The organism is Prevotella sp. P3-92 (assembly GCF_002251205.1).
In the GTDB taxonomy this organism is placed as follows: Bacteria; Bacteroidota; Bacteroidia; order Bacteroidales; family Bacteroidaceae; genus Prevotella.
In genome coordinates this window covers 65,325-91,537 of the sequence record NZ_NPJE01000015.1, presented here as the reverse complement: position 1 = coordinate 91,537, position 26,213 = coordinate 65,325, and the positions used below count along the sequence as shown (strand labels likewise).

Annotated in this window: 23 protein-coding genes and 1 riboswitch; of the genes, 19 read left to right on the top strand and 4 right to left on the bottom strand. The window is 47.4% G+C overall.

Going from position 1 to position 26,213, the window contains the following annotated elements; genetic code table 11:
* The first annotated feature begins 15 nt into the window (after nucleotides 1–15).
* Nucleotides 16–1,176 (top strand): sodium ion-translocating decarboxylase subunit beta, encoded by a 1,161-nt coding sequence (locus CIK93_RS01805; protein WP_094446398.1) that lies wholly within the window; start codon nucleotides 16–18, stop codon nucleotides 1,174–1,176.
* A gap of 400 nt (nucleotides 1,177–1,576) precedes the next feature.
* Complete coding sequence (locus tag CIK93_RS01800; RefSeq protein WP_254046710.1) at nucleotides 1,577–2,200, top strand: response regulator transcription factor; 624 nt, start codon at nucleotides 1,577–1,579, stop codon at nucleotides 2,198–2,200.
* A 4-nt stretch (nucleotides 2,201–2,204) separates the two neighbouring features.
* Here CIK93_RS01800 and CIK93_RS01795 read toward each other — a convergent pair whose 3' ends face one another.
* On the bottom strand, nucleotides 2,205–3,164 hold the full coding sequence (locus tag CIK93_RS01795; protein WP_094390086.1) for a LuxR C-terminal-related transcriptional regulator: 960 nt from the start codon (nucleotides 3,162–3,164) through the stop codon (nucleotides 2,205–2,207).
* Between the two features lie 83 nt (nucleotides 3,165–3,247).
* Complete coding sequence (locus tag CIK93_RS01790) at nucleotides 3,248–3,625, bottom strand: hypothetical protein (protein WP_094439967.1); 378 nt, start codon at nucleotides 3,623–3,625, stop codon at nucleotides 3,248–3,250.
* 218 nt (nucleotides 3,626–3,843) lie between these two features.
* Here CIK93_RS01790 and CIK93_RS01785 point away from each other — a divergent pair, with 218 nt between their 5' ends.
* From CIK93_RS01785 to ccsA, 7 genes are all read left to right on the top strand, one after another.
* The gene (locus tag CIK93_RS01785; protein ID WP_094446397.1) at nucleotides 3,844–5,244 is read left to right on the top strand and encodes a hypothetical protein; all 1,401 of its coding nucleotides are present in this window, start codon (nucleotides 3,844–3,846) and stop codon (nucleotides 5,242–5,244) included.
* A gap of 39 nt (nucleotides 5,245–5,283) precedes the next feature.
* Nucleotides 5,284–6,435, top strand: a complete 1,152-nt coding sequence (locus CIK93_RS01780) for an imelysin family protein (protein ID WP_094446396.1) — start codon at nucleotides 5,284–5,286, stop codon at nucleotides 6,433–6,435.
* A 148-nt stretch (nucleotides 6,436–6,583) separates the two neighbouring features.
* Entirely contained in the window at nucleotides 6,584–7,993 is a 1,410-nt protein-coding gene (locus CIK93_RS01775) for a di-heme oxidoredictase family protein (RefSeq protein WP_371327205.1), read from the top strand.
* 63 nt (nucleotides 7,994–8,056) lie between these two features.
* A complete protein-coding gene (locus tag CIK93_RS01770; protein WP_094446395.1) occupies nucleotides 8,057–9,343 on the top strand; it encodes a porin in 1,287 nt (428 codons plus the stop codon).
* A 23-nt stretch (nucleotides 9,344–9,366) separates the two neighbouring features.
* Nucleotides 9,367–10,080 carry a hypothetical protein gene (locus CIK93_RS01765; protein ID WP_144269524.1) on the top strand — a complete coding sequence of 238 codons (714 nt, stop codon included), beginning with the start codon at nucleotides 9,367–9,369 and terminating at the stop codon, nucleotides 10,078–10,080.
* A gap of 14 nt (nucleotides 10,081–10,094) precedes the next feature.
* Nucleotides 10,095–11,237 carry a Rid family hydrolase gene (locus CIK93_RS01760; protein ID WP_094446393.1) on the top strand — a complete coding sequence of 381 codons (1,143 nt, stop codon included), beginning with the start codon at nucleotides 10,095–10,097 and terminating at the stop codon, nucleotides 11,235–11,237.
* Between the two features lie 34 nt (nucleotides 11,238–11,271).
* Complete coding sequence (gene ccsA / locus CIK93_RS01755) at nucleotides 11,272–13,275, top strand: cytochrome c biogenesis protein CcsA (RefSeq protein WP_094446392.1); 2,004 nt, start codon at nucleotides 11,272–11,274, stop codon at nucleotides 13,273–13,275.
* A 627-nt stretch (nucleotides 13,276–13,902) separates the two neighbouring features.
* A riboswitch (cobalamin riboswitch) is annotated at nucleotides 13,903–14,090 on the bottom strand.
* A 113-nt stretch (nucleotides 14,091–14,203) separates the two neighbouring features.
* On the opposite strand, the gene CIK93_RS01750 is transcribed toward ccsA, so the two are convergent.
* The gene (locus tag CIK93_RS01750; RefSeq protein WP_094390095.1) at nucleotides 14,204–15,184 is read right to left on the bottom strand and encodes an ROK family protein; all 981 of its coding nucleotides are present in this window, start codon (nucleotides 15,182–15,184) and stop codon (nucleotides 14,204–14,206) included.
* Nucleotides 15,185–15,321: 137 nt separating this feature from the next.
* Here CIK93_RS01750 and CIK93_RS01745 point away from each other — a divergent pair, with 137 nt between their 5' ends.
* The 9 genes from CIK93_RS01745 (at nucleotide 15,322) to rpe (ending at nucleotide 23,313) form a co-directional block, all read left to right on the top strand.
* Nucleotides 15,322–15,984 (top strand): LysE family translocator, encoded by a 663-nt coding sequence (locus CIK93_RS01745; RefSeq protein WP_094390096.1) that lies wholly within the window; start codon nucleotides 15,322–15,324, stop codon nucleotides 15,982–15,984.
* A gap of 15 nt (nucleotides 15,985–15,999) precedes the next feature.
* Nucleotides 16,000–16,545: a DUF4924 family protein gene (locus tag CIK93_RS01740; protein WP_094390097.1), complete on the top strand. Its 546-nt coding sequence runs from the start codon at nucleotides 16,000–16,002 to the stop codon at nucleotides 16,543–16,545.
* Nucleotides 16,546–16,549: 4 nt separating this feature from the next.
* Nucleotides 16,550–17,398 (top strand): dTDP-4-dehydrorhamnose reductase, encoded by an 849-nt coding sequence (gene rfbD, locus CIK93_RS01735; RefSeq protein ID WP_094446391.1) that lies wholly within the window; start codon nucleotides 16,550–16,552, stop codon nucleotides 17,396–17,398.
* Complete coding sequence (locus tag CIK93_RS01730; protein ID WP_094390099.1) at nucleotides 17,395–18,981, top strand: peptide chain release factor 3; 1,587 nt, start codon at nucleotides 17,395–17,397, stop codon at nucleotides 18,979–18,981. Before rfbD ends, CIK93_RS01730 begins: the two co-directional genes overlap by 4 nt.
* A 14-nt stretch (nucleotides 18,982–18,995) precedes the next feature.
* Nucleotides 18,996–19,565, top strand: coding sequence for an L-threonylcarbamoyladenylate synthase (locus CIK93_RS01725; RefSeq protein WP_094390100.1), 570 nt, complete (start codon nucleotides 18,996–18,998; stop codon nucleotides 19,563–19,565).
* A 39-nt stretch (nucleotides 19,566–19,604) separates the two neighbouring features.
* On the top strand, nucleotides 19,605–21,410 hold the full coding sequence (locus tag CIK93_RS01720) for a chloride channel protein (RefSeq protein ID WP_094446390.1): 1,806 nt from the start codon (nucleotides 19,605–19,607) through the stop codon (nucleotides 21,408–21,410).
* A gap of 40 nt (nucleotides 21,411–21,450) precedes the next feature.
* On the top strand, nucleotides 21,451–22,425 hold the full coding sequence (gene fmt, locus CIK93_RS01715; RefSeq protein ID WP_094446414.1) for a methionyl-tRNA formyltransferase: 975 nt from the start codon (nucleotides 21,451–21,453) through the stop codon (nucleotides 22,423–22,425).
* Between the two features lie 79 nt (nucleotides 22,426–22,504).
* The gene (locus CIK93_RS13985) at nucleotides 22,505–22,636 is read left to right on the top strand and encodes a hypothetical protein (protein ID WP_256387362.1); all 132 of its coding nucleotides are present in this window, start codon (nucleotides 22,505–22,507) and stop codon (nucleotides 22,634–22,636) included.
* A 29-nt stretch (nucleotides 22,637–22,665) separates the two neighbouring features.
* On the top strand, nucleotides 22,666–23,313 hold the full coding sequence (gene rpe / locus CIK93_RS01710; protein ID WP_094436465.1) for a ribulose-phosphate 3-epimerase: 648 nt from the start codon (nucleotides 22,666–22,668) through the stop codon (nucleotides 23,311–23,313).
* 130 nt (nucleotides 23,314–23,443) lie between these two features.
* Here the strand turns inward: rpe and CIK93_RS01705 are convergent, their stop codons facing one another.
* Nucleotides 23,444–24,025 carry a sigma-70 family RNA polymerase sigma factor gene (locus tag CIK93_RS01705; RefSeq protein ID WP_094436467.1) on the bottom strand — a complete coding sequence of 194 codons (582 nt, stop codon included), beginning with the start codon at nucleotides 24,023–24,025 and terminating at the stop codon, nucleotides 23,444–23,446.
* 208 nt (nucleotides 24,026–24,233) lie between these two features.
* Between CIK93_RS01705 and CIK93_RS01700 the strand changes: the two genes are divergently transcribed.
* On the top strand, nucleotides 24,234–26,177 hold the full coding sequence (locus CIK93_RS01700) for a sugar phosphate nucleotidyltransferase (protein WP_094390104.1): 1,944 nt from the start codon (nucleotides 24,234–24,236) through the stop codon (nucleotides 26,175–26,177).
* Nucleotides 26,178–26,213: the final 36 nt, after the last annotated feature.

Genomic DNA, 26,213 nt, shown 5'->3' with positions numbered 1-26,213 from the left:
TGATAAACACGCAAGATTATGGATTTCTTACATTTCATAGCAGAAAACTTCAATGAGTTTCTGACCTACACTGGTTTTGCCAATGCTACGGCTGGAAACCTCATCATGATAGCAGTCGGAGCGCTTTTCATCTGGCTTGCCATCAAGAAGGACTTCGAGCCCCTATTGCTTGTTCCTATTGGATTAGGCATCATTCTGGGCAATATTCCCTTCCGTGCTGATGCCGGACTGGAGATTGGACTTTATGAAGACAACTCTGTGCTGAACATCTTCTATCAAGGTGTCCGCCAGGGATGGTATCCGCCACTTATCTTCCTTGGCATTGGTGCCATGACAGACTTCTCTGCCCTGTTGGCCAATCCTAAACTGATGCTCATTGGAGCCGCAGCACAGTTTGGTATCTTCGGTGCATATATGTTCGCTTTGCTATTGGGTTTCGAGCCAAACCAGGCTGCTGGTATTGCTATCATTGGTGGCGCCGATGGTCCTACTGCCATTTTCCTTTCATCAAAATTGTCTCCCAACCTCATGGGTGCCATTGCTGTTTGTGCTTACTCCTACATGGCTCTTGTTCCACTGATTCAGCCACCATTGATGCGTCTGCTTACCACCAAAAAGGAGCGCGTCATCAAGATGAAGCCAGCGCGTCAGGTAAGTCAGACCGAGCGTATTCTGTTCCCAATCGTTGGATTGCTTCTCACCACATTCCTCGTGCCTTCAGGCCTTCCTCTTTTGGGTATGCTCTTCTTCGGAAATCTGCTGAAAGAATCGGGCAAGACCACTCGTTTGGCAAAGACAGCTGGTGCTGCTCTGAACGACATCGTGGTAATGCTCCTTGGTTTGACCGTAGGTTGTTCTACTCAGGCATCAGAGTTCCTGACTATAAACACCATCTATATCTTCGCTATCGGTGCTGGTGCATTCATCATCGCCACTATGAGCGGTGTATGTTTCGTGAAGATTATGAACCTCTTCCTGCCAAAGGATAAGAAGTTGAATCCACTGATTGGAAACGCTGGTGTAAGTGCCGTACCTATGGCAGCACGTATTTCCAACAACCTCGGATTGGAATACGACCGTCACAACTTCCTTCTCATGCACGCCATGGGTCCGAATGTAGCCGGAGTAATCGGTTCGGCTGTTGCTGCCGGTACCCTGCTTGGTTTCCTTTCGTAGATAAGCAAAGACATGATATCATCAGCAGGATTTCTCTTTTGGGAAGTCCTGCTTTTGTTTTCCCGCGTGTCTTTCAGCCTCTATCAGTGGTTTAACAGGAAGGTTCATCATACTCCAAACGCGGGTATGATAGCATATATAAATTTCAGTTTTCAATTATTATCGGACACTCGAACACCACTTGAGTTTAAAACTTTGTATGACATAGCCTTACCGGTGGTGTTCGATGGCTTCTTTCAGCGTTTGTCGAACATCGACCGAACCCCAACTAAAGTAAGTAGATACAATATTCTCAGCAGACTAACAGCCTGTATGGTATATCCATCAAACAGATTCGTTATAAAAAAATTTGGTAGAACCAATTATTCATTTTACCTTTGCGGAAGTTTTCGAAAACACAATGGACAGACACAATACACAACAGGGGGCAGTCATGCCCAAACCACGCATTGCCATCATCGATCCTAATGCACTTGCAGCATTGGGGCTTCGCCATATTCTCCAAGACGTAATGCCTATCATGGAAGTAGATACCTACGGTACACTTACAGAACTGGAAGCCAATCGTCCTGATAGTTATTTCCACTATTTTGTAGATATCAGCGTGGTATTGCGCCATCGTTCGTTTTTCATGGAACGCCAGCGTAAAACTATCGTGCTGACGCTGCAGAACGAAGAAGCATCAGGTTTATCAGGCTTTCATTCATTGTGTGTTAACCAACCAGAAGATCACCTTATCAAGCAATTGCTTGCGATGGAACAACATGCCCACAAGGGCGGACGCAACTTACCCAATATGCAGGGGGAATCAAATTCTCGAATATTGAGTGATCGTGAAATAGAGGTGATGATACTGATTGTAGAAGGTCACATCAACAAAGAGATTGCCGACCAACTACATATAGGTCTCTCTACCGTCATCACCCACCGCCGTAACATTATGGAGAAACTCAATATCAAGAGTGTCAGCGCACTCACCATCTATGCTGTGATGAACGGTTATGTGGATATCAACCGTATCTGATCGGCTATAGTTTTACACTTGAAATATCTACCAAGCCATTGACAATGGCATAAACAGTAAGTCCTGCAGGCGAATGAATCTGCAGTTTGCGAGCAATATTCCTTCGATGGGTAATGACCGTATTGACCGAGATACAGAGATGATCGGCGATTTCCTTGTTCGCCATGCCTTGAACCAATGAAACTATCACTTCCCGTTCACGGTCTGATAGCATGTCATTATTATCATTGCCGCTTTTATTGACCATCGTAGAGATATTTCGCGTCACCTTATCTTGCTTCAGTTGGTTTTCCAATCTGCGTATGGCAGGAGTAAAAATGTAGTCTTCCACGTTAGCGTGATTACGCAACCACTCTTCATTGTTATAGATGTCGTATAGCGCCGCCATGAGTTTATTGTTGGTTTTGCCGTCTGAAGGCAGATATTTAATCACCATCAGTTTAAGTTCTATCAGCACTCTGTCTGTCGATTCATGGTGTTTGGAGAAGGTATCAACATTATAGTTTTTCTTTGCCTCACCATTGAGCAATGCCTCCACATAAGGGAACAAAGTTTTTTCCTCATATCGCATATGACGTTGAATTTCTCTAGCATAGTCATCAAAGAACTTCATTATCAATTGTCCGAGGGCATTATCGCTGTCCAGACAGTCACCCAGTTTCTTGCGTATGGTTGGCAATTGGTAGTCAAGAAAATAAGTATGACTCGCTTCCAGATAATGCAACAGTGTACGTACATCGAGCTGTGCATCGTCATTGAAGTCCGTATGTCCGTTAATAGTGTAATTGACTACAGCGAGAAAGGTATAAGTATCCACATTATTCTCCTCACACATCTCTTTTACAGTCTTATCTCCAAATCCGAGATGAATGCCAAAGCTCTCCAAGGTCTGCAATAGATGATAGTTATCGCGCATAAGCGTCACCATCTTATCGCTTGCTTCATACATTTTCAGAGTTTTCATTGTTGCTTACCTATTATATATATTAATACGCTGCAAAATTAGTCATTTTCAGACAAACCGACAATACTTTCCAACCACAATACCTATTTTTGGGTATCGTTCTGATTCTCCCATTCTTTCCATTCGCGCAATGCCTCCTGCCAGTCGGTCTGTTCTCCTTTGTCAAGTGCTTCTTGCTGGCGGGCCGCCTCATCGCGCGCTTTATCACGTGCCCGTTTGGCTTTCATCGCCTCAATGGTAGCATCATCAAGTATCTGAATAGCGCCACGACGCACTGCCTCGTGGAGTTCTTCCTCACCGAAAGCCTTTCCAGGCTCATTAAAGTCAGAGATATTAAATTCAAACTGCGTGCGCAAGTCGTGACGCACTTGTTTCTGTCCAGCCCTATTGCTTGCATTTTTCAGGCGAAGCAGTTTGGCTATCTGTTTGATTTCATCAGCCGAATATTTGTTTCTTCCCATTGTAACGTTTGATTTCAACGTGCAAAGTTATCAAAAAGAGCGCATTATACAAAACAAATAGAGCAAAAAGAAAATCTTTAAAACTATTTTATATCACCACGATTAAGTATCGCGAATAAAGCCTTCGTTACACTATTTCACATTTTTTGAGTATTGCATGCCTCATCAAAGCACCGTACCTTTGCAGCCGAAAAATAAACGATACAAGACGCAAAGACATGAACAAGAGACAATTTCTGATGATGGCAGCTGGCCTGTTGACCGCTACTTCCGCAATGGCCATCGGTTCACAAGACAACAACGATGCACTAATTCAGGATGCAACAACAAGCAATGAGACAGCGCCAAAAGCCGCTCAACCCAAAAAGAGTAACAGCAACGACTATGAAAAATGGCGCATCGGAAGCTACGGTGAGATGCTTGCCACCTTCAAAGATTACGGATTGAACCGCTTCTATGGCAATAGCGTAGGCAATACAAAGATCAACCACAACGAGATTTCCATTCCTCGCTTCATCCTTCAAGGCGAATATAAGATTACTCCCAAATGGATTCTTTCTGCCGAAATAGAATTCGAAGCAGGTGGAACAGGTTCTGCCGTAGAGATGGAAGCACAGTCAGGCAGTGAGAATGGCGAATATGAAACAGAAATGGAAAAAGGTGGCGAAGTTGCCCTCGAACAATTCCACATCACCCGACTCATCGCTCCACAATTCAATGTTCGCGTAGGACATCTCATCATTCCCGTAGGACTTACCAACGCCCATCACGAACCTTTGAACTTCTTTACAGCCGCACGACCAGAGGGTGCGACCACGATTATGGCTTCTACCTGGCACGAGACTGGTGTAGAACTATTCGGTACAATAGGCAAAGGAGCTGCCACTTTCGATTATCAAGCACTGGTAACAGCAGGTCTGAACCCCAATGGTTTCGACTCATACAACTGGATACAAGGAGGGAAACAAGGATTTCTTGAAACCGACAATTTCACTGCTCCTGCCTATACGCTACGTCTGGATTGGCGCGGAATAGCCGGTTTGCGAGTCGGAGCATCTATGTTCTACAATCCCAAGGCAGGCAAAAACGCCGACAAACTCATTACCTATGCCAACATGGGCGACATCAACGTACTGCTCTACTCCTTTGATGCACAGTACAGCAACCGTTATGTAACCGCACGTGCCAACTACCTTTCTGGCAATATCACTGAGACCACAGGACTCACTGCCGCCAACAAATACTACTCCAACAAGTCGCCTTACAGTCGTATGGGACCTGTTGCCAAGCGCGCAGTAGATTGGAGCGCCGAAGTAGGTGTGAACCTCAAATCGTTTTTCCCCGGTGTATCCCACTTCCCCGTTATCTATCCTTTCGTGCACTACAACTATTATAACCCACAAGAGAAATGTGAATCAGGTTTGATTGCCGATAAGCGATGCCAAGTCAGCTTATGGAGTATCGGTGCCAACTGGCGTCCATTACCCAACTTGGTAGTCAAAGCCGACTACACCACTCGTCAGATAGGCACCTCCAAGATGTTTGGCACGAGCCAATACAATAGCGAAAACGAACTGCGTATCGGTGTGGCATACATGCTGTGGTTCGCTAAGAAATAACCAATAAGCAAATTATAAGCAACAAAACAATACAGACTCATGAAGAAAAAGTTTTTTAAGTACGCACTGCTGATGGTATCAGTATGCACACTCTCCGCCACTGTTGTCAGCTGTGGCGATGACAAAAACGACGTCAACAATCCAATCATCGACCCCAGTCAGGCATCAGATCTTGACTACAGTTCTGCTTATGCCGAGCAATGGGCAAACTACATGGTAACTGTATCCAACCTGTTGAAAGAGGATGCAAACACCCTTTACAACCAATGGAACAATGGCTATGCCAACACCTTCAAGAACCATAACACCACAGAATATAAGTCAGCCATCGACTGTGTGGATCAGATTTTCGAAGGATGTATCGACATTGCAGGTGAGGTTGGCGACACCAAGATTGGCGACCCATACAGCAAATACACTGCCGGCAACAAGACCGAAGCGCTCTATGCCGTAGAATCATGGTACAGCTGGCATTCTCGCGACGACTATCGCAACAACATCTACTCTATCCGCAATGCCTATTATGGTTCACGCGATGGTAGCATCAACAGCAATTCTTTGTCAGCACTACTCGCCAAGAAGAATGCTACACTCGATACCGAAGCCAAAGTGAAGATTGCCGCAGCAGCCGATGCCATCTATGCTATTACACAGCCATTCCGCAACAATATCAACACCACCGAAACTGTAGCTGCCATGAATGCCTGTGCCGACCTCGTAAACTTCATCGAACAGGAACTCAAACCTTATTTCGATGCCAACATCAACGACGATGCCACTCTTGATCCCATCGTCAAACAGTATGTTGATGCAGTAGTACTGCCTACCTACAAGGAATTGGCAGAAAAGAATGCAGCTCTCGACACCGCAGTTCGTGCTTTCAAGGCCAGTCCTTCAAATGCAAATTTCTCTGCTTGCGCTCAGGCATGGCTCGATGCTCGTGCTCCTTGGGAACAGAGTGAGGCCTTCCTCTTCGGTCCTGTTGATGAGCTTGGACTTGACCCCAACATGGACAGCTGGCCTCTCGACCAGTCACAGATTGTACAGATTCTGAAGTCGCAAGACTTCTCTAACCTCAACTGGAAAGAAGGCGAGAGCGACGACAAGATAGAATCAGCACAGAGTCTCCGCGGTTTCCACACACTGGAATTCCTCATCTTCAAAGATGGTAAAGCACGCACCGTGAAATAAAATTGCGAACACAAGAACCATATTATCCACACATGGCGAAGGCAGGAAAGTCACCATTTCCTCGCCTTCGCTATCGTGGCAAACAAAAAGAAACATACTAAACATGAATAAATGGCTGCATTTCCCTTTGCTGTTGACCGCTCTGGCCATGCTTGGTAGCTGCACCGACGATGAAAAACTCGATGTGACCGACATCGATGTGCCCACTGGCTACGAACTATCAGCAGGCACTTCCACCGGTTTCTATAGTTCATCGGTGGCCTACGACCAAGGCGCAAGATGGCTATCAGGGGCTTATAGTTCACGGTTCAGCTCTGGCGACCAACTCTACGACAATGTCAAATCTGCCAATGAGAATGGCTATGGCGGCGGTCTCGGCCCTGTCTATGCAGGCTACTCTTGTGGCAGTTGCCACCGTAATGCCGGTCGCACGGAACCAACCTATTGGACAAACTTCAAAAACGGAAGCGATGACGGATCCGGACAGTACGGTTTTACCTCATCGCTGATCTACATCACTCGCCGCAACGGAACATTCTTTCCCAACTATGGCCGCGTCATTCACGACCAAGCCATCTATGGTGTGAAGCCTGAAGGCAAACTAAAAGTGACTATTGACTCGATGACATACTCCTTTCCAGACGGTGAAAAATACACGCTCTGCGTCCCTAAATGGCATATCACCGAATGGTATGCCGACAGTATCCGTCCTGAGGATCTCTTCTGCACCGTTCGTGTTCCGCTTCGCCACGTAGGTATGGGCCAGATGATGGCACTCGATCCCAACGAAATAGAGGCATTGGCACGCAAGAGCAACTATCCCGAATGGGGCATCAGCGGTCGCTGCAACTACATCACTGAGCGTGGCGTGCGCCAACTGGGACTTTCCGGCAACAAGGCGCAACATGCCGATTTGACCGTCGAACTGGGCTTTTCGAGCGATATGGGCCTCACCAACAGCCGTTATCCAGAGGAGATCTGTGAAGGACAATCACAGATGAAGGATGGTTCGATGATGGGATTGTCCTATCAACAACTGGACTGCACCACAGAGCAGATGGAAGATGTCGATCTTTACATGCAGTCACTTGCTGTTCCTGCCCGTCGCAATGTCAACGATCCCGACGTCATTGAAGGTCAGAAGCTCTTTTATCAGGCAGGCTGCCACCTGTGCCACGTCACTACGCTGCATACCAAAAAGCGCGGCACCACCTTGCTGGCAGGCACTACATTGCCTTGGCTTGGAGGACAAACCATACACCCCTACTCCGATTATCTACTCCACGACATGGGTTCAGAAATCATGGGCGTGGGTTTGAACGATAATTTTGTGAGCGGTCTGGCTCGTGGAAACGAATGGCGCACCACCCCGCTGTGGGGTATCGGTCTTCAGAAAAAGGTAAACGGACACACCTATTTCCTGCACGATGGCCGGGCTCGCAACTTCACCGAAGCCATTATGTGGCACGGCGGCGAGGGCGAAGCCTCCAAAAACAAGTTTAAGAACATGACCAAACAACAGCGCAACCAGCTGATACAATTCCTTTGGTCACTTTAATTCAAGCATCTTGTCAGACGTATCATCCAACAACAATCAGGTAAAACCCAACAAATACAACCAATGAAATACAACAGAATCATGGCCATCGTTATGGCCTCTCTGCTCTCAGCAGGTGCTTTTGCCGAGACAGAAAAGATAGAAAACAACAGCGAACTTGCTGCCAACGCCAACACCGAGAGTGCCGACAACACCACTGGCAAAATGGATATGGAGAACGGCGTGCTGCCCATTGCCGACGACCGTGGCTTCACCCTTCAGTCTAAGGATGGCAATTTCGTGTTCAAGCCCTATATGTATGTGCAGAGTACGCTCAACATGAAATACTACGACGACGAGGGACTTGACAAAGCCTACAATCAGGATAACATTGCCAACAGTGGCTTTGCCATTCCCTATGCCATCATCGGTTTCACCGGTAAGGCATTCGGTAAGATCGATTACAACATCAGTATCAATGCCGCAGCATCGGGTGGCAATGTGTTGCAACAGGCATGGATTGACTATGCCGTTAGTCCTGCCTTGCGTTTCCGCGCTGGTAAATTCAAGACACCCTTCACACATGCCTACCTCACCACACTTGGCGAGACATTGTTTCCACAGGTTCCCACTTCGCTGACTGCAAGCAGCATCCTGCCCTACTCCCTCAATGCCGTCACCCCAAGCATAGGTACCGGATTCGACTTGGGCTTTGAGGTGCATGGCGTCATCAACAATAAGTTTGGCTATGAAGCAGGACTTTTCAACGGAACAGGGTCATCTGTCAACAGTGCCACCAAAGGTTTCAGCGACGACAACCATTTGCCTTCACTGCTCTACGCTGGTCGTTTGACCTATATGCCTAATGGTCCGATGCCCATGACACAGGGTAATGCCAAGATGCAACATCTCGACAAGATGCTTATCGGCATCAGCGCCAACTACAACAACGAGGCAGAAAACGAGAGTACCAACGACTTCCGCGCCGGTTTGGAGTTTGCCTGGCTGAAAAACAAATGGTATTTTGCCGCCGAAGCCTACTACATGCATGTTGGATTCACCGACCGTCAGAAGATAGACAAGACTTATGACTTCTGGGGAGGATATGCACAAGCAGGCTATTTCGTAGCTCCACAATGGCAATTGGGCGTGCGTTACGACTTCATGGACCGCAATGGTTCTTCAAAAGACGGTTTTCTCAACATGCCGGCAGCCGTGGTCAACTATTTTGTACCTAACACCAATCTGAAACTGTCTGCCATGTATCAGTATATCGGTCGTACCGGACATGCCACACAATTAGACCGCGACCTCGATGACCTCGGCATTGCTACCCATACCGCATGTATCATGATGCAATTTGCTTTTTAATGATGAAATATTTGTATAAGTCAATGAAAATCCGTATCTTCGCATTTGCTGCCATCGCTGTACTGCTGTTGGCAGCCTGCGACGACGGACGCATCTATAATGAGGTGGCTGTTGACACCACCGGACAATCAGCCCGACTCACGGCAACCATTACTGGTTTGGACCATTGGACCGATAATTACACCGTGTCACTGGCAGGCTTTGCCGAAGGCGATGACTATGCCAGCATCTCTAAAGCCGTTCGGGCCAATGCCGACGGACAGGTGAGCATGACGCTGAACAATATTCCCGACCAGGTGACGAGTGTTCGCCTCTGTGTGCTCGACCGTCTGCGCCGCAATGTAGTGACGTTTAGCGAAGTGGCAACCGAAGGTGTGCGCGACACCATCCGACTGGAGTTGGGCACCGTAGATGCCAGTATGCTCAATGCTATACAGCAGGGATACCTCAACACAACCTGTGCCAACTGCCACGGCGCAAGCAACTATGCCGCAGCAGGCCTCAACCTTACGGCAGGCAAATCGTATGCAGCACTGGTAGGTGTGGCATCCAGAAAAGTGGAAGGTCACCAACTCGTAGCGCCTGGCAAAGCCGCAGAGAGTGTGCTACACATGGTGCTACACAACGAACATGTAGAGGGTATCTCTATGAACCACTTCGACCTTGTGTCGGAAAAGAACGCAGAACTTATCCTGCCCCTTATCGACAGTTGGATTGACGGAGGTGCAGAGCAATAACATCAAAGAAAGATATGAATAGACTGAACACGATACAATACGAAAAGGCACATGCCGACATCTTCTGTTTCGACAATGACACGGCAGTGAAAGAATACCATGCCATAATCCATGTCGATGATGCCACTATGGATTTTCCACAGCAGTTGCAAGCCATCATGGATGCCTATTCCACACTGGTAGAAAACACTTTGCATGGTGCACGCTGCATCTTCAAGCGCTATTTCCTAAGCGACTCTGCCAATCAGGAAGATGAAGTGGCTGCCGCAGATATGACCGATTGTGCCAAAAGTATCATCCAGCAGGCTCCGCTCGACGGCACCAAGGTGGCACTGTGGGTTTATCTGATGACCGACGTACAGACCGGAATAGGTCAAAGTGGCCTTTATGAGGTGCGCCACGGTGCTTACCGTCACCTTTGGAGCGGCAGTGCCCACAACATGGCAACCAACTCTGAATATCAGACTCGCCTGCTTTTCAACGAATACAACCTGCAGCTCATTGAGGAGGGATGCACGCTGAAGGACAACTGCATACGCACTTGGTTTTTTGTCAACGATGTGGATTTGAACTATGGCGGTGTGGTGCGTGCGAGAAACCAGTTCTTCTTCACCCAAGGACTTACTGCCAAGACCCACTTCATAGCCTCTACCGGCATTGGTGGCAGACAGGCAGACCCTAACGTGCTGACACAGTTGGACACCTATGCCGTGGCTGGTATTGAGAAAGAGCAAGTGGCATATCTCTATGCTCCTACCCACCTGAACCGCACCAGCGAGTATGGTGTGAGCTTTGAGCGAGGCACCATGGTCGATTATGGCGACCGCCGACAAGTGTTTATATCGGGCACTGCCAGTATCGACAACAAGGGGCAGATTGTCTATCCCAAGGACATTCGCCGTCAGACCCACCGCATGTGGGAGAATGTAGAAGCGCTGTTGGCTGAAGCCGACTGCACCATGGAGGACGTAGGCATGATGGTAGTCTATCTGCGCGACACTGCCGACTATGCTGTAGTCAGTCAGTTGTTTGCAGAACGCTTCCCTGGACATCCCTACGTGATAGTCCACGCACCAGTATGCCGACCGGGGTGGCTGATTGAAATGGAGTGCATAGCAGTGCGCAAAACCAACCACCCGCAGTACAACCCATTCTGATAACATTGTAAAGTTTACGTTACAACATCCAAAGATGAAGCATCTCCGCATCGTTCTCACGCTGCTTATGACCATACTCATAGCCACCATGGCTGTTGCCACCTTCGTGGAGCAACGCCATGGGGCTTCGTATGCTGCCACACATGTCTATCACACCTCATGGTTCTTTGCGCTTTGGGCATTGATGGCCTTGGGGGGCATGGCGGCTATATGGCGCATGCGCCTCTGGCGGCGACTGGGTGTGATGTTGCTTCATGCTGCACTGTTGCTGATACTGGCAGGGGCTGCCGCCTCATGGCTGACCAGTAGCGAGGGCACACTCCATTTGCGCAAAGGCCAACCGGCAGATTGCTACACCATCAAAGACTCACAGCTGTCGGCACCATTGCCTTTTCAGCAGATGACCCTACAAGGTTTCTCCGTAGTTTGCTATCCTGGTACAGAGGCGCCACAAGACTTTCAGAGCCAGGTAACCTACATTACGGCAGACCGTCAACACCATGAAGCCACCATCTCGATGAACCATATTCTTGAGGTGGAGGGCTATCGTTTCTACCAAACATCGTTTGACCCTGACCGTCAAGGTTCGGTACTTACAGTCAACTACGACCCATGGGGCACTCCCATCAGCTATGGCGGCTATGTATTACTGGCATTATCGATGGTCTGGTTGCTCATCGACCGGCGCGAAACATTCGGTCGCTTACTGCGGTCACCCCTGTTGCGCCATGGTGCTACACTCATGCTGCTGATAGTTTGCTCCATGTCTGTACATGCCCGAAGTGTGCCTACTATCACGGCAGAACGAGCCAATCGGTTGGCTGAAATGCCGGTGGTCTATAACGACCGAATAGCACCACTCAACACGCTGGCACGCGATTTCCTACTTAAACTCTATGGGCGCACCTCCTATAAAGGACTTACTGCCGAACAAGTGTTATATGGTTGGATGCAGCGTCCTGAGACTTGGTCTGACGAACCAATGCTCTTGGTGAAAGACAGCAAGTTGCGCCAACAGTTGGGCATCGACGGTAAATATGCCCGCCTTGCCGATCTCTTCGACAATACAGGTCAGTATCGACTGCAACAACTCATTGCCAGCGCTGGGGAAACTAAGGCTGTCAGAGAGCTCGACGAGAAAGTGGGCATCATACTGATGCTCACCGAAGGTGAACTGTTGCGCCCGGCAAGTGGTGTGGCTATCAATCAGCACCGCCTCGTGGCAGAGATATGTTACAACCGCATACCCTTTGTCAGTCTGCTGTTTATAACCAATCTCACCTTGGGCATATTGGCATTCTGCCTGTTGCTCATCCCTGCGTTTCGTTTCCGCCATTGCTTATGGCAAACGGTCTGCCTCTTGGGAGGACTATCGTGGTTGGTATTGGTGGCAGGCTATGCTTTGCGCTGGTACATCAGCGGTCGCATCCCCTTGGGCAACGGCTTTGAAACCATGCTTTTTCTCGCTCTTGCGCTGCAAACCGTCGGTGTGATGTTCCATCGCCGCCTATCTATTATCGTTCCGTTTTCCCTGCTGCTGTCGGGGTTCACCCTACTGATAGCCCATCTGAGCGAGATGAATCCGCAGATTACATCACTCATGCCCGTACTCCAGTCGCCATTGCTCACCATCCACGTCAGCCTCGTCATGATGGCTTATGCACTCTTGGCTTTCACCATGATGAGTGGCATAGTGGCACTGATAGTCCATCATCGTGGCCATACCGGCCACGAGGAATTGCTCACCGTACTGTCTCAACTGATGCTATATCCAGCCGTTTTCCTGTTGGCAGGCGGCATATTCCTCGGTGCGGTATGGGCTAACGTGTCGTGGGGAAAGTATTGGAGCTGGGATCCGAAAGAGGTTTGGGCACTCATCACCCTGCTCGTTTATGCCGTTCCACTACACCGCACCACTTTCCTTGCGCCCCATCGACCTGTGGCATACCATCTTTATATGCTCATCGCATTCTTCTCGGTGTTGATGACCTACTTCGGTGTCAACTATTTCCTTGGTGGCATGCACAGTTATGCATGACGCACGCACAGCCTACAAACAGCTTTCTGCCCCATCACTCTCCCTATGCTTTCGCAGAGTATCTATCTGCAGAAAGCCGCCACTTGGTTTCTCACGCCATCAAAATTCTATTTTCCACATCCTTTCACAAAGCCGCATAACACACAATTTATCATTACATTGCATCCGTTCACAAGGTACATGGATCAGTAAATTCAATGAATTTGCTCAGCAATCTCAATGAATTTGGTGAGCAATTTCAATGAATTTGGTGAGGAAAACAATTTGATTTGGTGAGGAAAACAATTTGATTTGCCGAGGAAAACAATTTGATTTGCCGAGGAAAACAATTTGATTTGCCGAGGAAAACAATTTGATTTGCCGAGCTATGGATATTACCTTTTGAACATCAATATGTTACACGGACAACAAAACTACGTTAGATAAATCATCAAAACATGGGCTGTGGCGGTCGCAAGAAATCAGAAAAGCCCAGCCATCACGGCTGGACTTTCAACAAACGAAATAAACTTACATCAAAATACTTATACATGTATAACTATGACTAAGAGCAACCACATAGTGGCCCTCTTGTGCTTTTTGGTCTTAATCAGTATTGTCGCACAGTCGCCCTTACATCGAGAGCGATGCGCATATTAACATCGAGGCAGGTCTTCTGACTTTGTTCCCACTCCAAACTCCTTCCCGCCATAAAGGGCAGTGGATTGTTTTGCTTGGAATGTGCTAAGGGAACTCACAGCTGCGGGACAGTAGGAGATTCTCACTCACATTCCCTTTTAAACGCTGTTATGCGTACCTTGACGTTGCAAAGATAGTATAATTCCACGGAACCACCAAACAAAACAGCAAAAAAATACCACAGTTGCACAATGCTGGCAACTGTGGCAATTATGATAATAGTTTGCGTTACTATCTGATGGATGAGGGATTAGATTTCCCAACCGATGGCTGACGCACCAAGAACAGCAGCCGAAGCGCCATCGAGACCGCTCACCAAGAACTGGGCCTTACCCTTGAAAATGTTCATCACGTGGTTGTCATATGCTACTTTGATAGGATCCATGATGAGCTTACCGGCTTTCACCAGGCCACCAAAGAAGATGAATGCCTCAGGAGAAGAGAATGCAGCGAAGTCGGCACAGGCTTCACCAAGCATCGTACCAGTGAAGTCGAAAATCTCTTTAGCCAGTTCGTCACCCTTGCCTGCGGCAATGCTTACGTCGAGCGAAGTAATCTTTTCGGCATCCAGCTCGCGGAGCAATGAGGGACGCTCGGTCTTCTCAAGCATCTCGCGGGCAGTGCGTGCCACACCTGTGGCAGAGCAATAAGCCTCCAAACATCCAGTGCGACCGCAACCGCAAATGCGACCTTGAGCACCACGAACCATAGTGACGTGACCTAACTCACCGGCAAATCCATCGTGACCGTAGAGCAGCTGTCCATTGACAACCACACCCGAACCAACTCCGGTACCAAGGGTGATGACGATAAAATTCTTCATGCCGCGTGCCACACCATATACCATTTCACCCAATGCAGCAGCATTGGCATCGTTGGTCAAGCCAACAGGAATGCCGAGTGCATCGCTGAACATCTGTGCCAATGGCACAATGCCATCGTGTGCCCATGGCAGATTGGGAGCAAACTCTATGGTTCCTCTATAGAAATTGCCGTTGGGTGCACCAATACCCATGGCTTTTATTTTCTCAATACCTCCTACTTGGTCAATGATAGGGAGAAGTGCTTCGACAGAAGCCTTAACAAAATCTTCTGCACAAGTATATCCGCCAGTCTTAATGGCTGTTTGAGTTTTAATGTCACCACGTGAATCTACGATTCCAAAGACAGAATTGGTGCCTCCGAGATCGAGTCCTATGACATATGGTTTGATGCCTTGCTGTTCACTCATAAGTTAATAAAATTGTATTTTAAGTTATTGATTTTCGAATTTCAAGTGGCAAAGTTATGAAAAAAACATCGAATAAACAAAGTTTTTTCCAAAGAAATGTACGAGATACACACATTCTTTGTATCTTTGCACTTGATATGCCGTTTCCAATACATATAAATATAGTCGATTTGGTATTCAAGGGAATGCTAATCGGCATGATTGCCTCAGCTCCTATGGGGCCTGTAGGCGTACTCTGTGTGCAACGCACACTGAACAAAGGCCGATGGTATGGATTCATCACAGGAGTGGGTGCCGCAGTGAGCGACATCATCTATGCTGCCATCACTGGCTTTGGTATGGCTTTTGTCATGGACATCATCAATAACGACACGAATAAATTCTATCTGCAGATCATTGGCAGCATCATTCTACTGTCGTTTGGTATCTACACATGGAGATCAGACCCTACCAAAAATATCCATCAATCAGGTAAACAACGCGGATCGATGACACACAATGCCATCACGGCATTTCTCGTCACTTTCTCCAATCCGTTGATTATATTTCTATTCATGGGTCTCTTCGCACAATTTGCATTTGTCATTCCAAACAGACCATTTGAGATGATTGTCGGATTTGCAAGCATTGTGGGTGGGGCACTCGTCTGGTGGTATGGACTGACATGGCTGATAGACAAGGTGCGAGGCATCTTCGACTCCAGTGGCATACGCATCATTAATCAGATCATCGGTGCAATTGTCATCATCTTCTCCGTCATATTCCTCTTCGGAACATGTACCAACCTTTACCGCTTTTAGCACATAAGACAGATTATGCAAATAGCACAACAACTCAGAAAGACTAACATAGCAGAGTATCTGCTATATATGTGGCAGGTGGAAGACATTATCAGAGCATTCGACTGCTCGCTGAGCCGCATACGACGCGAATACATCGAGCGCTTCGACTATACCGACGAACAGAAAGAAGATGAAGCTGACTGGTTTGGAAACCTCATCAGAATGATGAACTCGGAAGGTTGTCGGGAGAAAGGACACTTGCAGATCAACAAGGTGACACTGCAGATGTTGCAGGAGCTACATACCCAACTATTGGGTAGTACAAAGTTTCCGTTCTACAGCGCCGAATATTACAAAGTGCTACCCTATATCGTAGAGTTGCGCAACCATGGCGCAAGCAAAGACGAAAACGAGATAGAGACTTGCTTCAACTCGCTATATGGCGTGATGATGTTGCGGTTGCAGAAAAAAGAGATAACACCCAACACACAGCATGCCATACAAGAGATTAGCACACTTATCGGTATGCTCAACGACTATTATCTCAAAGACAAAGAAGAACCACTGCAATTTGAATAGGAAGATGAACATCCTTGTAACAGGTTGCCACGGACAGTTGGGCAACGAGATACAACTGCTGGAGAATAACTATCCACAGCACACCTATTATAATACAGACCGCGACGAACTCGACATCACCGATAGCGATGCCATTGCTCACTTTGTGGATGAACACCACATAGACGGCATCATCAACTGCGCGGCATATACTGCCGTTGACAAGGCAGAAACGGATGAACAACTCTGCACAACACTCAATGCCACTGCTCCTGCATATCTGGCACAGGCTATAGAGAAACGCAACGGATGGATGGTTCAGATATCCACAGACTACGTGTTTGACGGCACAAACCATACACCATACGTTGAAACCGACACGACCAAGCCCAACAGTGTCTATGGCAGAACAAAACTGGAAGGAGAAATCAACGTGCAGAAATACTGCAAGCGCACCATGATAGTGCGCACAGCATGGCTCTATTCCATCTTTGGAAACAATTTCGTCAAGACGATGATCAGATTGGGAAAGGAGCGAGACAGCATTGGGGTGGTGTTCGACCAAATAGGCACACCCACCTATGCACACGATTTGGCTAACGCCATTATGACTGCTATAGAACAGGGCATCAAGCCTGGCATCTACCATTTCTCCAATGAAGGAGTCATCTCATGGTATGATTTCACCAAGGCTATCCATCGGTTGGCTGGCATCAATACCTGCCGGGTAAGACCGCTCCACACAGCAGAATATCCTTCTGCTGCACCACGTCCACACTACAGCGTGCTCGACAAGACAAAGATTAAAACCACATACAACATAGATATTCCCTATTGGGAAGACAGTTTGAAACAGTGTATCGATAAGTTATGAATCAAGAAATAGAAAGAAGAAGAACATTTGCCATCATCTCCCACCCTGATGCCGGTAAGACAACGCTGACGGAGAAATTCCTCTTGTTTGGTGGACAGATACAGGTGGCTGGTGCTGTAAAGAGCAACAAAATCAAGAAGACAGCCACTTCCGACTGGATGGATATCGAGAAACAACGCGGTATCTCGGTATCTACATCAGTTATGGAATTTGACTACACACCTGCAGGTGGCGACATTGAATACAAAGTGAACATCCTCGACACACCGGGTCACCAGGATTTTGCAGAAGATACCTATCGTACACTTACAGCTGTGGATTCTGCCATCATCGTAGTGGATAGCGCTAAAGGTGTAGAGGCACAGACTCGCAAACTGATGAACGTATGTCGCATGCGCAATACGCCTGTTATCATCTTCATCAATAAGATGGACCGAGAAGGACGCGACCCGTTCGATCTGCTCGATGAACTCGAACAGGAACTGGGCATCAAAGTGCGTCCACTGTCATGGCCCATCAACCAAGGTGCAAAGTTCAAGGGTGTTTATAATATCTACGAACAGAAGCTCGACCTCTTTACTCCCGACAAACAGCGAGTAACAGAAAAGGTAGAAATAGACATCAACAGCAAAGAACTCGACGAGAAAGTCGGTGAACGCGATGCTGACAAACTGCGTGAAGACCTTGAACTCGTAGATGGTGTATATCCTGAATTTGACGTAGAGACCTATCGCTCTGCCGAAGTAGCACCTGTATTCTTCGGTTCGGCACTCAACAATTTCGGTGTACAGGAACTGCTCAACTGCTTTGTAGAAATAGCTCCGAGTCCTCGTGAGACTAAAGCAGAAGAGCGCATGGTAAAGCCCGACGAACCTAAATTCACGGGATTTATCTTCAAAATCACTGCCAATATCGACCCCAACCACCGTTCGTGTATCGCTTTCTGCAAAGTATGTTCGGGTAAATTCCAGCGCAACCAGCCTTATTTGCACGTCAGACAGGGCAAGACGCTGCGCTTCTCAAGTCCCACACAGTTTATGGCACAGCGCAAGAGTACTATCGACGAAGCATGGCCCGGAGACATTGTCGGTCTGCCCGACAATGGTATCTTCAAAATCGGAGACACGCTGACCGAAGGTGAAAAACTCCACTTCCGCGGACTGCCATCATTCTCGCCCGAACTCTTCAAATACATTGAGAACGACGATCCAATGAAGTCAAAACAATTGCAGAAGGGTATCGACCAGTTGATGGACGAAGGTGTGGCTCAGTTGTTTGTCAACCAGTTTAACGGCAGAAAGATTATCGGTACGGTAGGACAACTGCAGTTTGAGGTCATCCAGTATCGTTTGGAAAACGAGTACAACGCAAAATGCCGATGGGAGCCCGTACAGCTCTACAAGGCCTGTTGGATAGAAAGCGACAATGCCGCAGAGCTCGACAACTTCAAAAAACGCAAGTATCAGTATATGGCAAAAGATAAGGACGGACGCGATGTGTTTCTCGCTGACTCAAGCTATGTATTGTCTATGGCACAACAGGACTTTGAGAACATCAAGTTCCATTTCACTTCAGAATTCTAAAAACATACCAACAAATGACCAGAGAAGAAGATATTCGTAAGGCTGTGGAAGTGCTCCGCAAGGGAGGCGTTATACTCTACCCCACCGATACCGTATGGGGAATAGGTTGCGATGCTACCAACAGCGAAGCGGTGAAACGTGTTTATGACATCAAACAACGTGATGATTCGAAGGCACTCATCTGCCTCGTGGATAGCGATGCACGCCTGCAGCGATACATCCGCAAAGTGCCCGATGTGGCATGGCAGTTGCTCGACTGCTGCGACAAACCTACTACCGTTATTCTCGACGGTGCGGTCAATTTAGCAGAAAACCTTATTGCCGAAGATGGTTCCGTCGGCATACGCATCACTCAGGAGCCTTTCTCCAAGGAGCTATGCTTCCGATTCCAGAAAGCGCTGGTATCTACATCGGCAAACATCAGCGGTGAACCTGCTGCACAAAACTACCCCGACATCGATCCGAAGATTATCGAAGCCGTAGATTATGTATGCTGGAGCCGCCGACAGGAACATAAGCCTCACAAGCCATCGAGCATCATTAAACTGACAGAAGACGGTCAAGTGACCATCATCCGCAAATAGCAACCCCCTCAACCAACAGACCGAAACAAGAGAACAGATATGAGTCAACATGAAATAGCGACACGCACAGACTGGAGACACCGCATTCACGAATGGCGGGTAACACACATTAGCGACAGAATGTTTCTACTCGTTCTGGCGTTCTTTGTGGGCCTGTTGTCTGCTGTAGCCGCTTTCATCCTGCACAGTATGATTGACCTGATAGGCTCACTGCTGACGGGTAAGTTTACTGCAACAAGTTACAACTGGCTCTATCTGGTATATCCTGTCATCGGCATCTACCTTACCTCGCTTTTTGTGAGACATGTCGTCAAAGACAATATATCTCACGGTATCACGCGAATACTATATGCCATCTCGTCAAACAAGTCGCGACTGAAAGCCCACAACACATGGTCATCGGTCATTGCATCAGCCATCACCATCGGTTTTGGTGGTTCGGTGGGAGCTGAGGCGCCTATCGTTTTGACGGGATCGGCCATCGGGTCAAGGCTCGGGCAACTGTTTCGACTCGACAACAAAACGCTGATGACGCTCGTAGGATGCGGTGCTGCTGGTGCCATTGCCGGAATCTTTAAGGCGCCGATAGCAGGATTGGTATTCACGCTGGAAGTATTGATGATCGATTTGACCATGGCTTCGCTGTTGCCTGTATTGGTATCGTGTGTGACAGCAACCTGCTTCACCTATATTTTCAGCGGTGCCTCAACACTATTCACCTTCCATCTCGACAACGACTGGACGGTGGAACGTGTACCGGCATCTATTCTATTAGGAATCACCTGCGGTCTCGTCAGCCTCTATTTCATACGGTCTATGAATGCCTGCGAGGATGTTTATGCTCGATTTAAAAACAAGCCATACGTCAAACTCCTTATCGGTGGCGTTGTTCTGAGCACGCTGATCTTCCTCTTTCCTTCACTCTATGGCGAAGGATACCATGCCATCAACCTGTTGCTCAACGGTAAATCGGAGACTGACTGGAACCAGATTCTCGACGGTTCACTATTCTACGGACATCCGGAATATCTGATGATATATCTATCGCTGGTGCTCTTCACCAAGGTGTTCGCCACATCGGCAACCAATGGAGGCGGCGGTTGTGGTGGTACTTTCGCACCCAGTTTGTTCATAGGATGCTTCACCGGATTCGTCTTCTCACGCTTGTGGAACATGAATCAAGTGGGAATATATGTGCCTGAGAAGAACTTTGCACTATTGGGCATGGCTGGAGTCATGTCGGGAGTGATGCATGCACCGCTGACAGGAACATTCCTCATCGCCGAGATTACCAGTGGATACAACCTATTCATGCCGTTGATGATTGTTTCGGTATCGGCATATCTCACCATCATCATCTTTGAACCGCATAGTATATATGGTATGCGACTCGCCCGACAAGGTAAGTTGCTCACCCACCACACCGACCATTCTGTGCTCACACTGATGAATATGGAAACCGTGATAGACCGTGACTACCAATCGGTGGATGCTGATATGGAACTCGGACAAATGGTACATAAGATCAGTCGCTCTAAGCAGAGTGTGCTTCCTGTTACTGACGCTGCAGGACATCTGTTAGGGGAAATAGATATTATACGCATTCGCCACGTGATGTTCCGCACCGAACTATATCACCATTTCCATGCCAGTCAACTCATGACTAAACCGGCTGCAGTACTCACCGATGGCATGCCGATGACTGATGTGATGAAGGCTTTTGAACGAACACAGGCTGACTGGCTGCCTGTACTTGACGCTGAACGCTGTCTGCGTGGCTATATCTCACAGAAACGCATATACGGTATGTATCGTAAGATGGTGCGCGACTTCAGTCAGGAATAGCATCTATTTATATTAATAATGTGTAGCAATCATATCAATGATGAAGAAAGAAGACCTTAGAATAGTATTTATGGGAACACCGGAGTTTGCCGTAGAGACACTGCAAGCACTGGTAGAACACGACTATAATGTAGTGGCTGTAGTCACCAAACCCGATAAACCCGTAGGAAGACACGGTTCGGTACTCCAAGCACCTGCCGTCAAAAAATATGCTTTGGAACATGGATTACCGGTGTTACAACCTGAGAAGATGAAAGACGAGAACTTCGTGGAACAGTTGAAGAGCTACAATGCCAACCTTCAGGTGGTAGTGGCTTTCCGCATGTTACCCGAAGTGGTATGGGCAATGCCCGAATATGGCACATTCAATGTACATGCTGCCCTACTGCCACAATACCGTGGTGCGGCGCCCATCAACTGGGCCATCATCAATGGTGAAACACAAACTGGCGTGACAACATTCTTCCTTGACCACGATATTGATACTGGTCGTATCATCATGAGCAAGCCTTTCGACATTCCAGACGATGCCGATGTGGAATATGTTTATGACGGACTGATGCACCTCGGCGCACAACTCTGTCTCGAAACGCTCGAACAAATTGTGGCTACCAATGGGCATCCTGCGACCGTGGCACAAAGCGAAAAGATAGAAGACAAGGACCTCAAAGACGCTCCGAAACTGTTCAAAGAAAACTGCGAAATCAATTGGAACCAGAAAGCAAAACAGGTGTATGACTTCGTGCGCGGCCTCTGTCCCATACCAGGAGCTTGGACCAATCTGATAACACAAGATGGTAAAGAGACACTGTTGAAAGTCTATCGCACAAGCAAAACCGGTCAATCCACCACCGCTGCACCAGGCACAATCTGCATAGAAGGTAAGCGCTTGCTGGTGGCTGCTAATGATGAATGGCTCTGTTTCGAGGAACTTCAACTGGCAGGAAAGAAGCGCATGATAGCACGCGACTTCATGAATGGCATGAAGGAACTGGAACAGTGTCACGTAGGATAAGTAAAAAAATCACTTCAAAAATATACTAAAACGGCAAAGACCTCGTTTATTCTTATAGAAAACTATAAGGAAAAAGCCGATGTCAAGCGCCAATAAGCACGAAACGGACAAACCCAGCGAAACAACCATCCTGCTCATTAAACAGGTGGCTCGCACCTACAAGACCATTGTTGAAAGCGATGGGACTGTCAAGGTAGTGGGGATGAACTGAACTTGAAACTTAAATCAACAACTGACAAGATGACTAAAGTATCTCCATCATTACTGGCGGCCGACTTTCTGCACCTCGACCGCGATATTGAAATGATCAACAGAAGTGAAGCAGACTGGCTTCATCTCGATGTTATGGACGGGGTTTTTGTACCCAATATCTCCTTCGGCTTTCCTGTACTCGAAGCTGTTGCATCAAAGTGCACCAAACCATTGGATGTGCATTACATGATTGTAAATCCAGAACAGTATATCAAGCAAACCGCTAAACTTGGCGCTATGATGATGAATGTTCACGTAGAAGCCTGTCGCCACTTACACCGCACAGTACAGGAAATACACGATGCCGGCATGAAAGCTGGTGTCACACTCAATCCCGCCACACCTGTTTCCGTATTGGAAGACATTGCAGCAGATGTGGATATGGTATTGCTGATGAGCGTCAATCCTGGATTTGGCGGACAAAAATTCATTGAAAACACCATCGGCAAGGTGCAGCGCTTGCGCCAATTACTCGACCAAACTGGCAGTAAAGCACTAATCGAAGTGGATGGTGGAGTACAGGGCGAGACTGCGCCACGCTTGGTTAAAGCCGGTGTGGATGTTCTTGTCAGCGGTAGCTACGTATTCAAAAGCAAGCAACCAGAACAGACTATCCACGAATTGCGCAATCTCTAAACAACCAATAGCAGTTCAACAACAGCAGATGATCTAAATCATCCTGCACATACGACAACTCCTTTACACCAAGATGAAACATCAGTATTGGTGTAAAGGAGTTTCATACCTCACATCATACTGTCAGATACTATATCAAATTAATACGTTTGGCCATACGGCGCATATTGCGAATGGCATAGCGCATACGCCCAAGCGAAGTATTGATACTGACATTGGTAATTTCGGCTATGTCTTTAAACTGCAAACCCTGATAATAACGCATCAATACCACCTCGCGCTGTTCATCAGGAAGCAGATCCATCAGTTGTCGCATGTGGCCACTGAGTTCCTCAGCCACCAGCATATCTTCCCTACTTTTATAGGGATGTCCACAATCTATGACCGTCAGCAACTCGTCATCGCTGATATTTACCGCCTGTTCTTTCTTTTGTTTTCTCACATCATCAATCAGCAAATTACGGGCAATACGCATCAACCAGTATAGAAACTTACCTTGATTGAAGTATTGTCCATCTTTCATCTTCACGATAGCTCTGATGAAAGTTTCTTGAAAGAGGTCATCGGCTTTGTCCTTATCACGGGTCAAAGCCAAGATAAAATCGAATAATTGCTGCTGATTGCGTGCCAACAACTCATCGAAAGCAGAATCCTTGCCCTCCATATAGGCTTGCACCAACATATCGTCGGAGCAGTTTGCATATCCCTTCATGGTCCAAATGTTTTGATTTCTTGAGGGTAGAATTTAATCGATAAGCCTATTGTTTTTTAAGATGGGTTACTGGCAATATTACCATTATATGATGCAAATTTAAGGTAAAATTTCAGTATCTCCAAATTATTCTAACAGAAATTCGTGATTTCTCATTCTTTTGTTTTAACTTTGTGAACTGAATATATAACCAAGCTAAGACTTATTTATGTTGAAACTATTTGTTCCGGGGCGTTTGTGCCTCTTTGGAGAACACACCGACTGGGCAGGCCATTACCGAACCATGAATGCCGATATCCTTCCGGGTATGGCTATAGTTACTGGAATCGAACAAGGAATTTATGCAGAAGTGGAGAAAGCCTCCAACTTCGAAATGCATAGCGATGCCGCTGAAATGAAAGATGCGTGGCGTGACTTTTCATGCCGCATGACAGAGACAGATCTGAAGCGTGTTGCCAAATCGGGATCGTTCTTCTGCTACTGTGCAGGTGTAGCCAGCTACATGTTGGAATGGTATAAGGTGGGTGGTGTACGCATCCGCATTACCAATATGACACTTCCCATGAAGAGCGGACTATCGTCATCTGCAGCTATTTGTGTTTTGGTTGCACGTGCTTTCAACCTGCTGTACAACTTGAACCTCAACACCATGGGCGAAATGAATATCGCCTATCTCGGTGAACAGCGCACTTCGTCACGTTGCGGACGACTTGACCAAGCATGCGCCTTTGGTGTGAAACCCAATCTGATGACCTTTGATGGCGATGAAATCGAAGTGCAGTCACTCAATGTCAAAAAGACACTACACTGGGTGTTTGCAGACCTTTGCACTGCAAAAGATACAATCCGCATCCTTTCTGACTTGAATAAGCCCTATCCATTTGCGCAAAACGAGAAGGAGCAAAACCTCCATCGGGCGTTAGGAGAATGGAACCACAAAATCATAGAACGTGCTGTGAAATATATGGCAGAGGGACAAGTGGAGCAACTGGGCCAACTGATGACAGAGACAGAAAATATGTTTGAGGAATACATCACGCCCATGTCGCCTGCACTACAAGCACCAAAACTCCATGAAGTATTGAGGGATCCTGCCATCCAACCATTGGTATATGGTGGAAAGGGTGTTGGTTCACACGGCGATGGAAGTGTGCAATTTCTCGCACGCGATGCGGAATCACAGAAGAAATTGGTTGATTACCTCAACAGCGAAGGCATGCGTGCCTACCAGTTAACCATCAACCCTGTACATACGGTACGTCGCGCTATTATCCCCGTGGCAGGTTTCGGCACACGACTATACCCCGCGACCCGCGGATTAAAGAAGGACTTTTTCCCCATACCCTGTGCCGATGGCATGGTGCGCCCCGTCATTCTCATTTTGCTTGAAGAACTGGTAAAGAGTGGCATCGAGGAGATTTGTCTCGTATTGGGCTCTGAGGAGGAACGTAAACTCTATACTGAATTCTTCGAAACACCGCTTTCTGCAGAACATCTGTCGAAGCTCAATACCGAAGCACAAGAATATGAAAACCGCATTCTTGATATCGGTAAGCGACTGCGCTACGTATATCAAAAAGAAAAGCGCGGTTTCGGCCATGCCGTTTATCAGGCTGTGGAATTCACACACAATGAGCCAGTGCTCCTACTCTTAGGTGACACGATCTACCGTAGCCATCGCAATAAACCCTGTGCCCTACAACTCATCGAGGAATATGAGCGCTACAACAGACTCATGGTCAGTATCCATTCCGTTCCACTGACCGAAGTTAGTCGTTACGGCATACTCAGTGGCATCTGGGAAGACAAAGAGAACACCATTCTCAATGTATCGGCAATGAACGAGAAACCCAAGGCCAGTTATGCCGAAGAGTTCCTTGGTGTGCGTGGCAACGATGGAAAGAAAGAGTATTGCAGTGTGTTTGGACAGTATATCCTCACACCGGAGGTCTTCCAGCAGTTGGAAACCGATATTCGAAAAGCCGATGAAGGAAACGACCATACACGCGAGATAGAGCTCACCTCAGCACTTGAGGCCGTTCGTAGCAACCATGGCATGATGGGTGTGCGGCTTGATGGTGAGATGTATGACATGGGCAATCCCGATGCCCTCTGTCGTTGCGTAGCAGCCTTCTCTAAACCAAAAGAATAATCGGATGCAGAAATACAATATGCAATGTAAATCTGA

What these genes read in the sequence shown, in the direction of transcription:
- CIK93_RS01800 (WP_254046710.1), top strand. Translation starts at nt 1,577, where the DNA reads ATGGACAGACACAATACACAACAGGGGGCAGTCATGCCCAAACCACGC.
- CIK93_RS01795 (WP_094390086.1), bottom strand. Translation starts at nt 3,164, where the DNA reads ATGAAAACTCTGAAAATGTATGAAGCAAGCGATAAGATGGTGACGCTT.
- CIK93_RS01790 (WP_094439967.1), bottom strand. Translation starts at nt 3,625, where the DNA reads ATGGGAAGAAACAAATATTCGGCTGATGAAATCAAACAGATAGCCAAA.
- CIK93_RS01785 (WP_094446397.1), top strand. Translation starts at nt 3,844, where the DNA reads ATGAACAAGAGACAATTTCTGATGATGGCAGCTGGCCTGTTGACCGCT.
- CIK93_RS01780 (WP_094446396.1), top strand. Translation starts at nt 5,284, where the DNA reads ATGAAGAAAAAGTTTTTTAAGTACGCACTGCTGATGGTATCAGTATGC.
- CIK93_RS01775 (WP_371327205.1), top strand. Translation starts at nt 6,584, where the DNA reads ATGCTTGGTAGCTGCACCGACGATGAAAAACTCGATGTGACCGACATC.
- CIK93_RS01770 (WP_094446395.1), top strand. Translation starts at nt 8,057, where the DNA reads ATGAAATACAACAGAATCATGGCCATCGTTATGGCCTCTCTGCTCTCA.
- CIK93_RS01765 (WP_144269524.1), top strand. Translation starts at nt 9,367, where the DNA reads ATGAAAATCCGTATCTTCGCATTTGCTGCCATCGCTGTACTGCTGTTG.
- CIK93_RS01760 (WP_094446393.1), top strand. Translation starts at nt 10,095, where the DNA reads ATGAATAGACTGAACACGATACAATACGAAAAGGCACATGCCGACATC.
- ccsA (WP_094446392.1), top strand. Translation starts at nt 11,272, where the DNA reads ATGAAGCATCTCCGCATCGTTCTCACGCTGCTTATGACCATACTCATA.
- CIK93_RS01750 (WP_094390095.1), bottom strand. Translation starts at nt 15,184, where the DNA reads ATGAGTGAACAGCAAGGCATCAAACCATATGTCATAGGACTCGATCTC.
- CIK93_RS01745 (WP_094390096.1), top strand. Translation starts at nt 15,322, where the DNA reads ATGCCGTTTCCAATACATATAAATATAGTCGATTTGGTATTCAAGGGA.
- CIK93_RS01740 (WP_094390097.1), top strand. Translation starts at nt 16,000, where the DNA reads ATGCAAATAGCACAACAACTCAGAAAGACTAACATAGCAGAGTATCTG.
- rfbD (WP_094446391.1), top strand. Translation starts at nt 16,550, where the DNA reads ATGAACATCCTTGTAACAGGTTGCCACGGACAGTTGGGCAACGAGATA.
- CIK93_RS01730 (WP_094390099.1), top strand. Translation starts at nt 17,395, where the DNA reads ATGAATCAAGAAATAGAAAGAAGAAGAACATTTGCCATCATCTCCCAC.
- CIK93_RS01725 (WP_094390100.1), top strand. Translation starts at nt 18,996, where the DNA reads ATGACCAGAGAAGAAGATATTCGTAAGGCTGTGGAAGTGCTCCGCAAG.
- CIK93_RS01720 (WP_094446390.1), top strand. Translation starts at nt 19,605, where the DNA reads ATGAGTCAACATGAAATAGCGACACGCACAGACTGGAGACACCGCATT.
- fmt (WP_094446414.1), top strand. Translation starts at nt 21,451, where the DNA reads ATGAAGAAAGAAGACCTTAGAATAGTATTTATGGGAACACCGGAGTTT.
- CIK93_RS13985 (WP_256387362.1), top strand. Translation starts at nt 22,505, where the DNA reads ATGTCAAGCGCCAATAAGCACGAAACGGACAAACCCAGCGAAACAACC.
- rpe (WP_094436465.1), top strand. Translation starts at nt 22,666, where the DNA reads ATGACTAAAGTATCTCCATCATTACTGGCGGCCGACTTTCTGCACCTC.
- CIK93_RS01705 (WP_094436467.1), bottom strand. Translation starts at nt 24,025, where the DNA reads ATGAAGGGATATGCAAACTGCTCCGACGATATGTTGGTGCAAGCCTAT.
- CIK93_RS01700 (WP_094390104.1), top strand. Translation starts at nt 24,234, where the DNA reads ATGTTGAAACTATTTGTTCCGGGGCGTTTGTGCCTCTTTGGAGAACAC.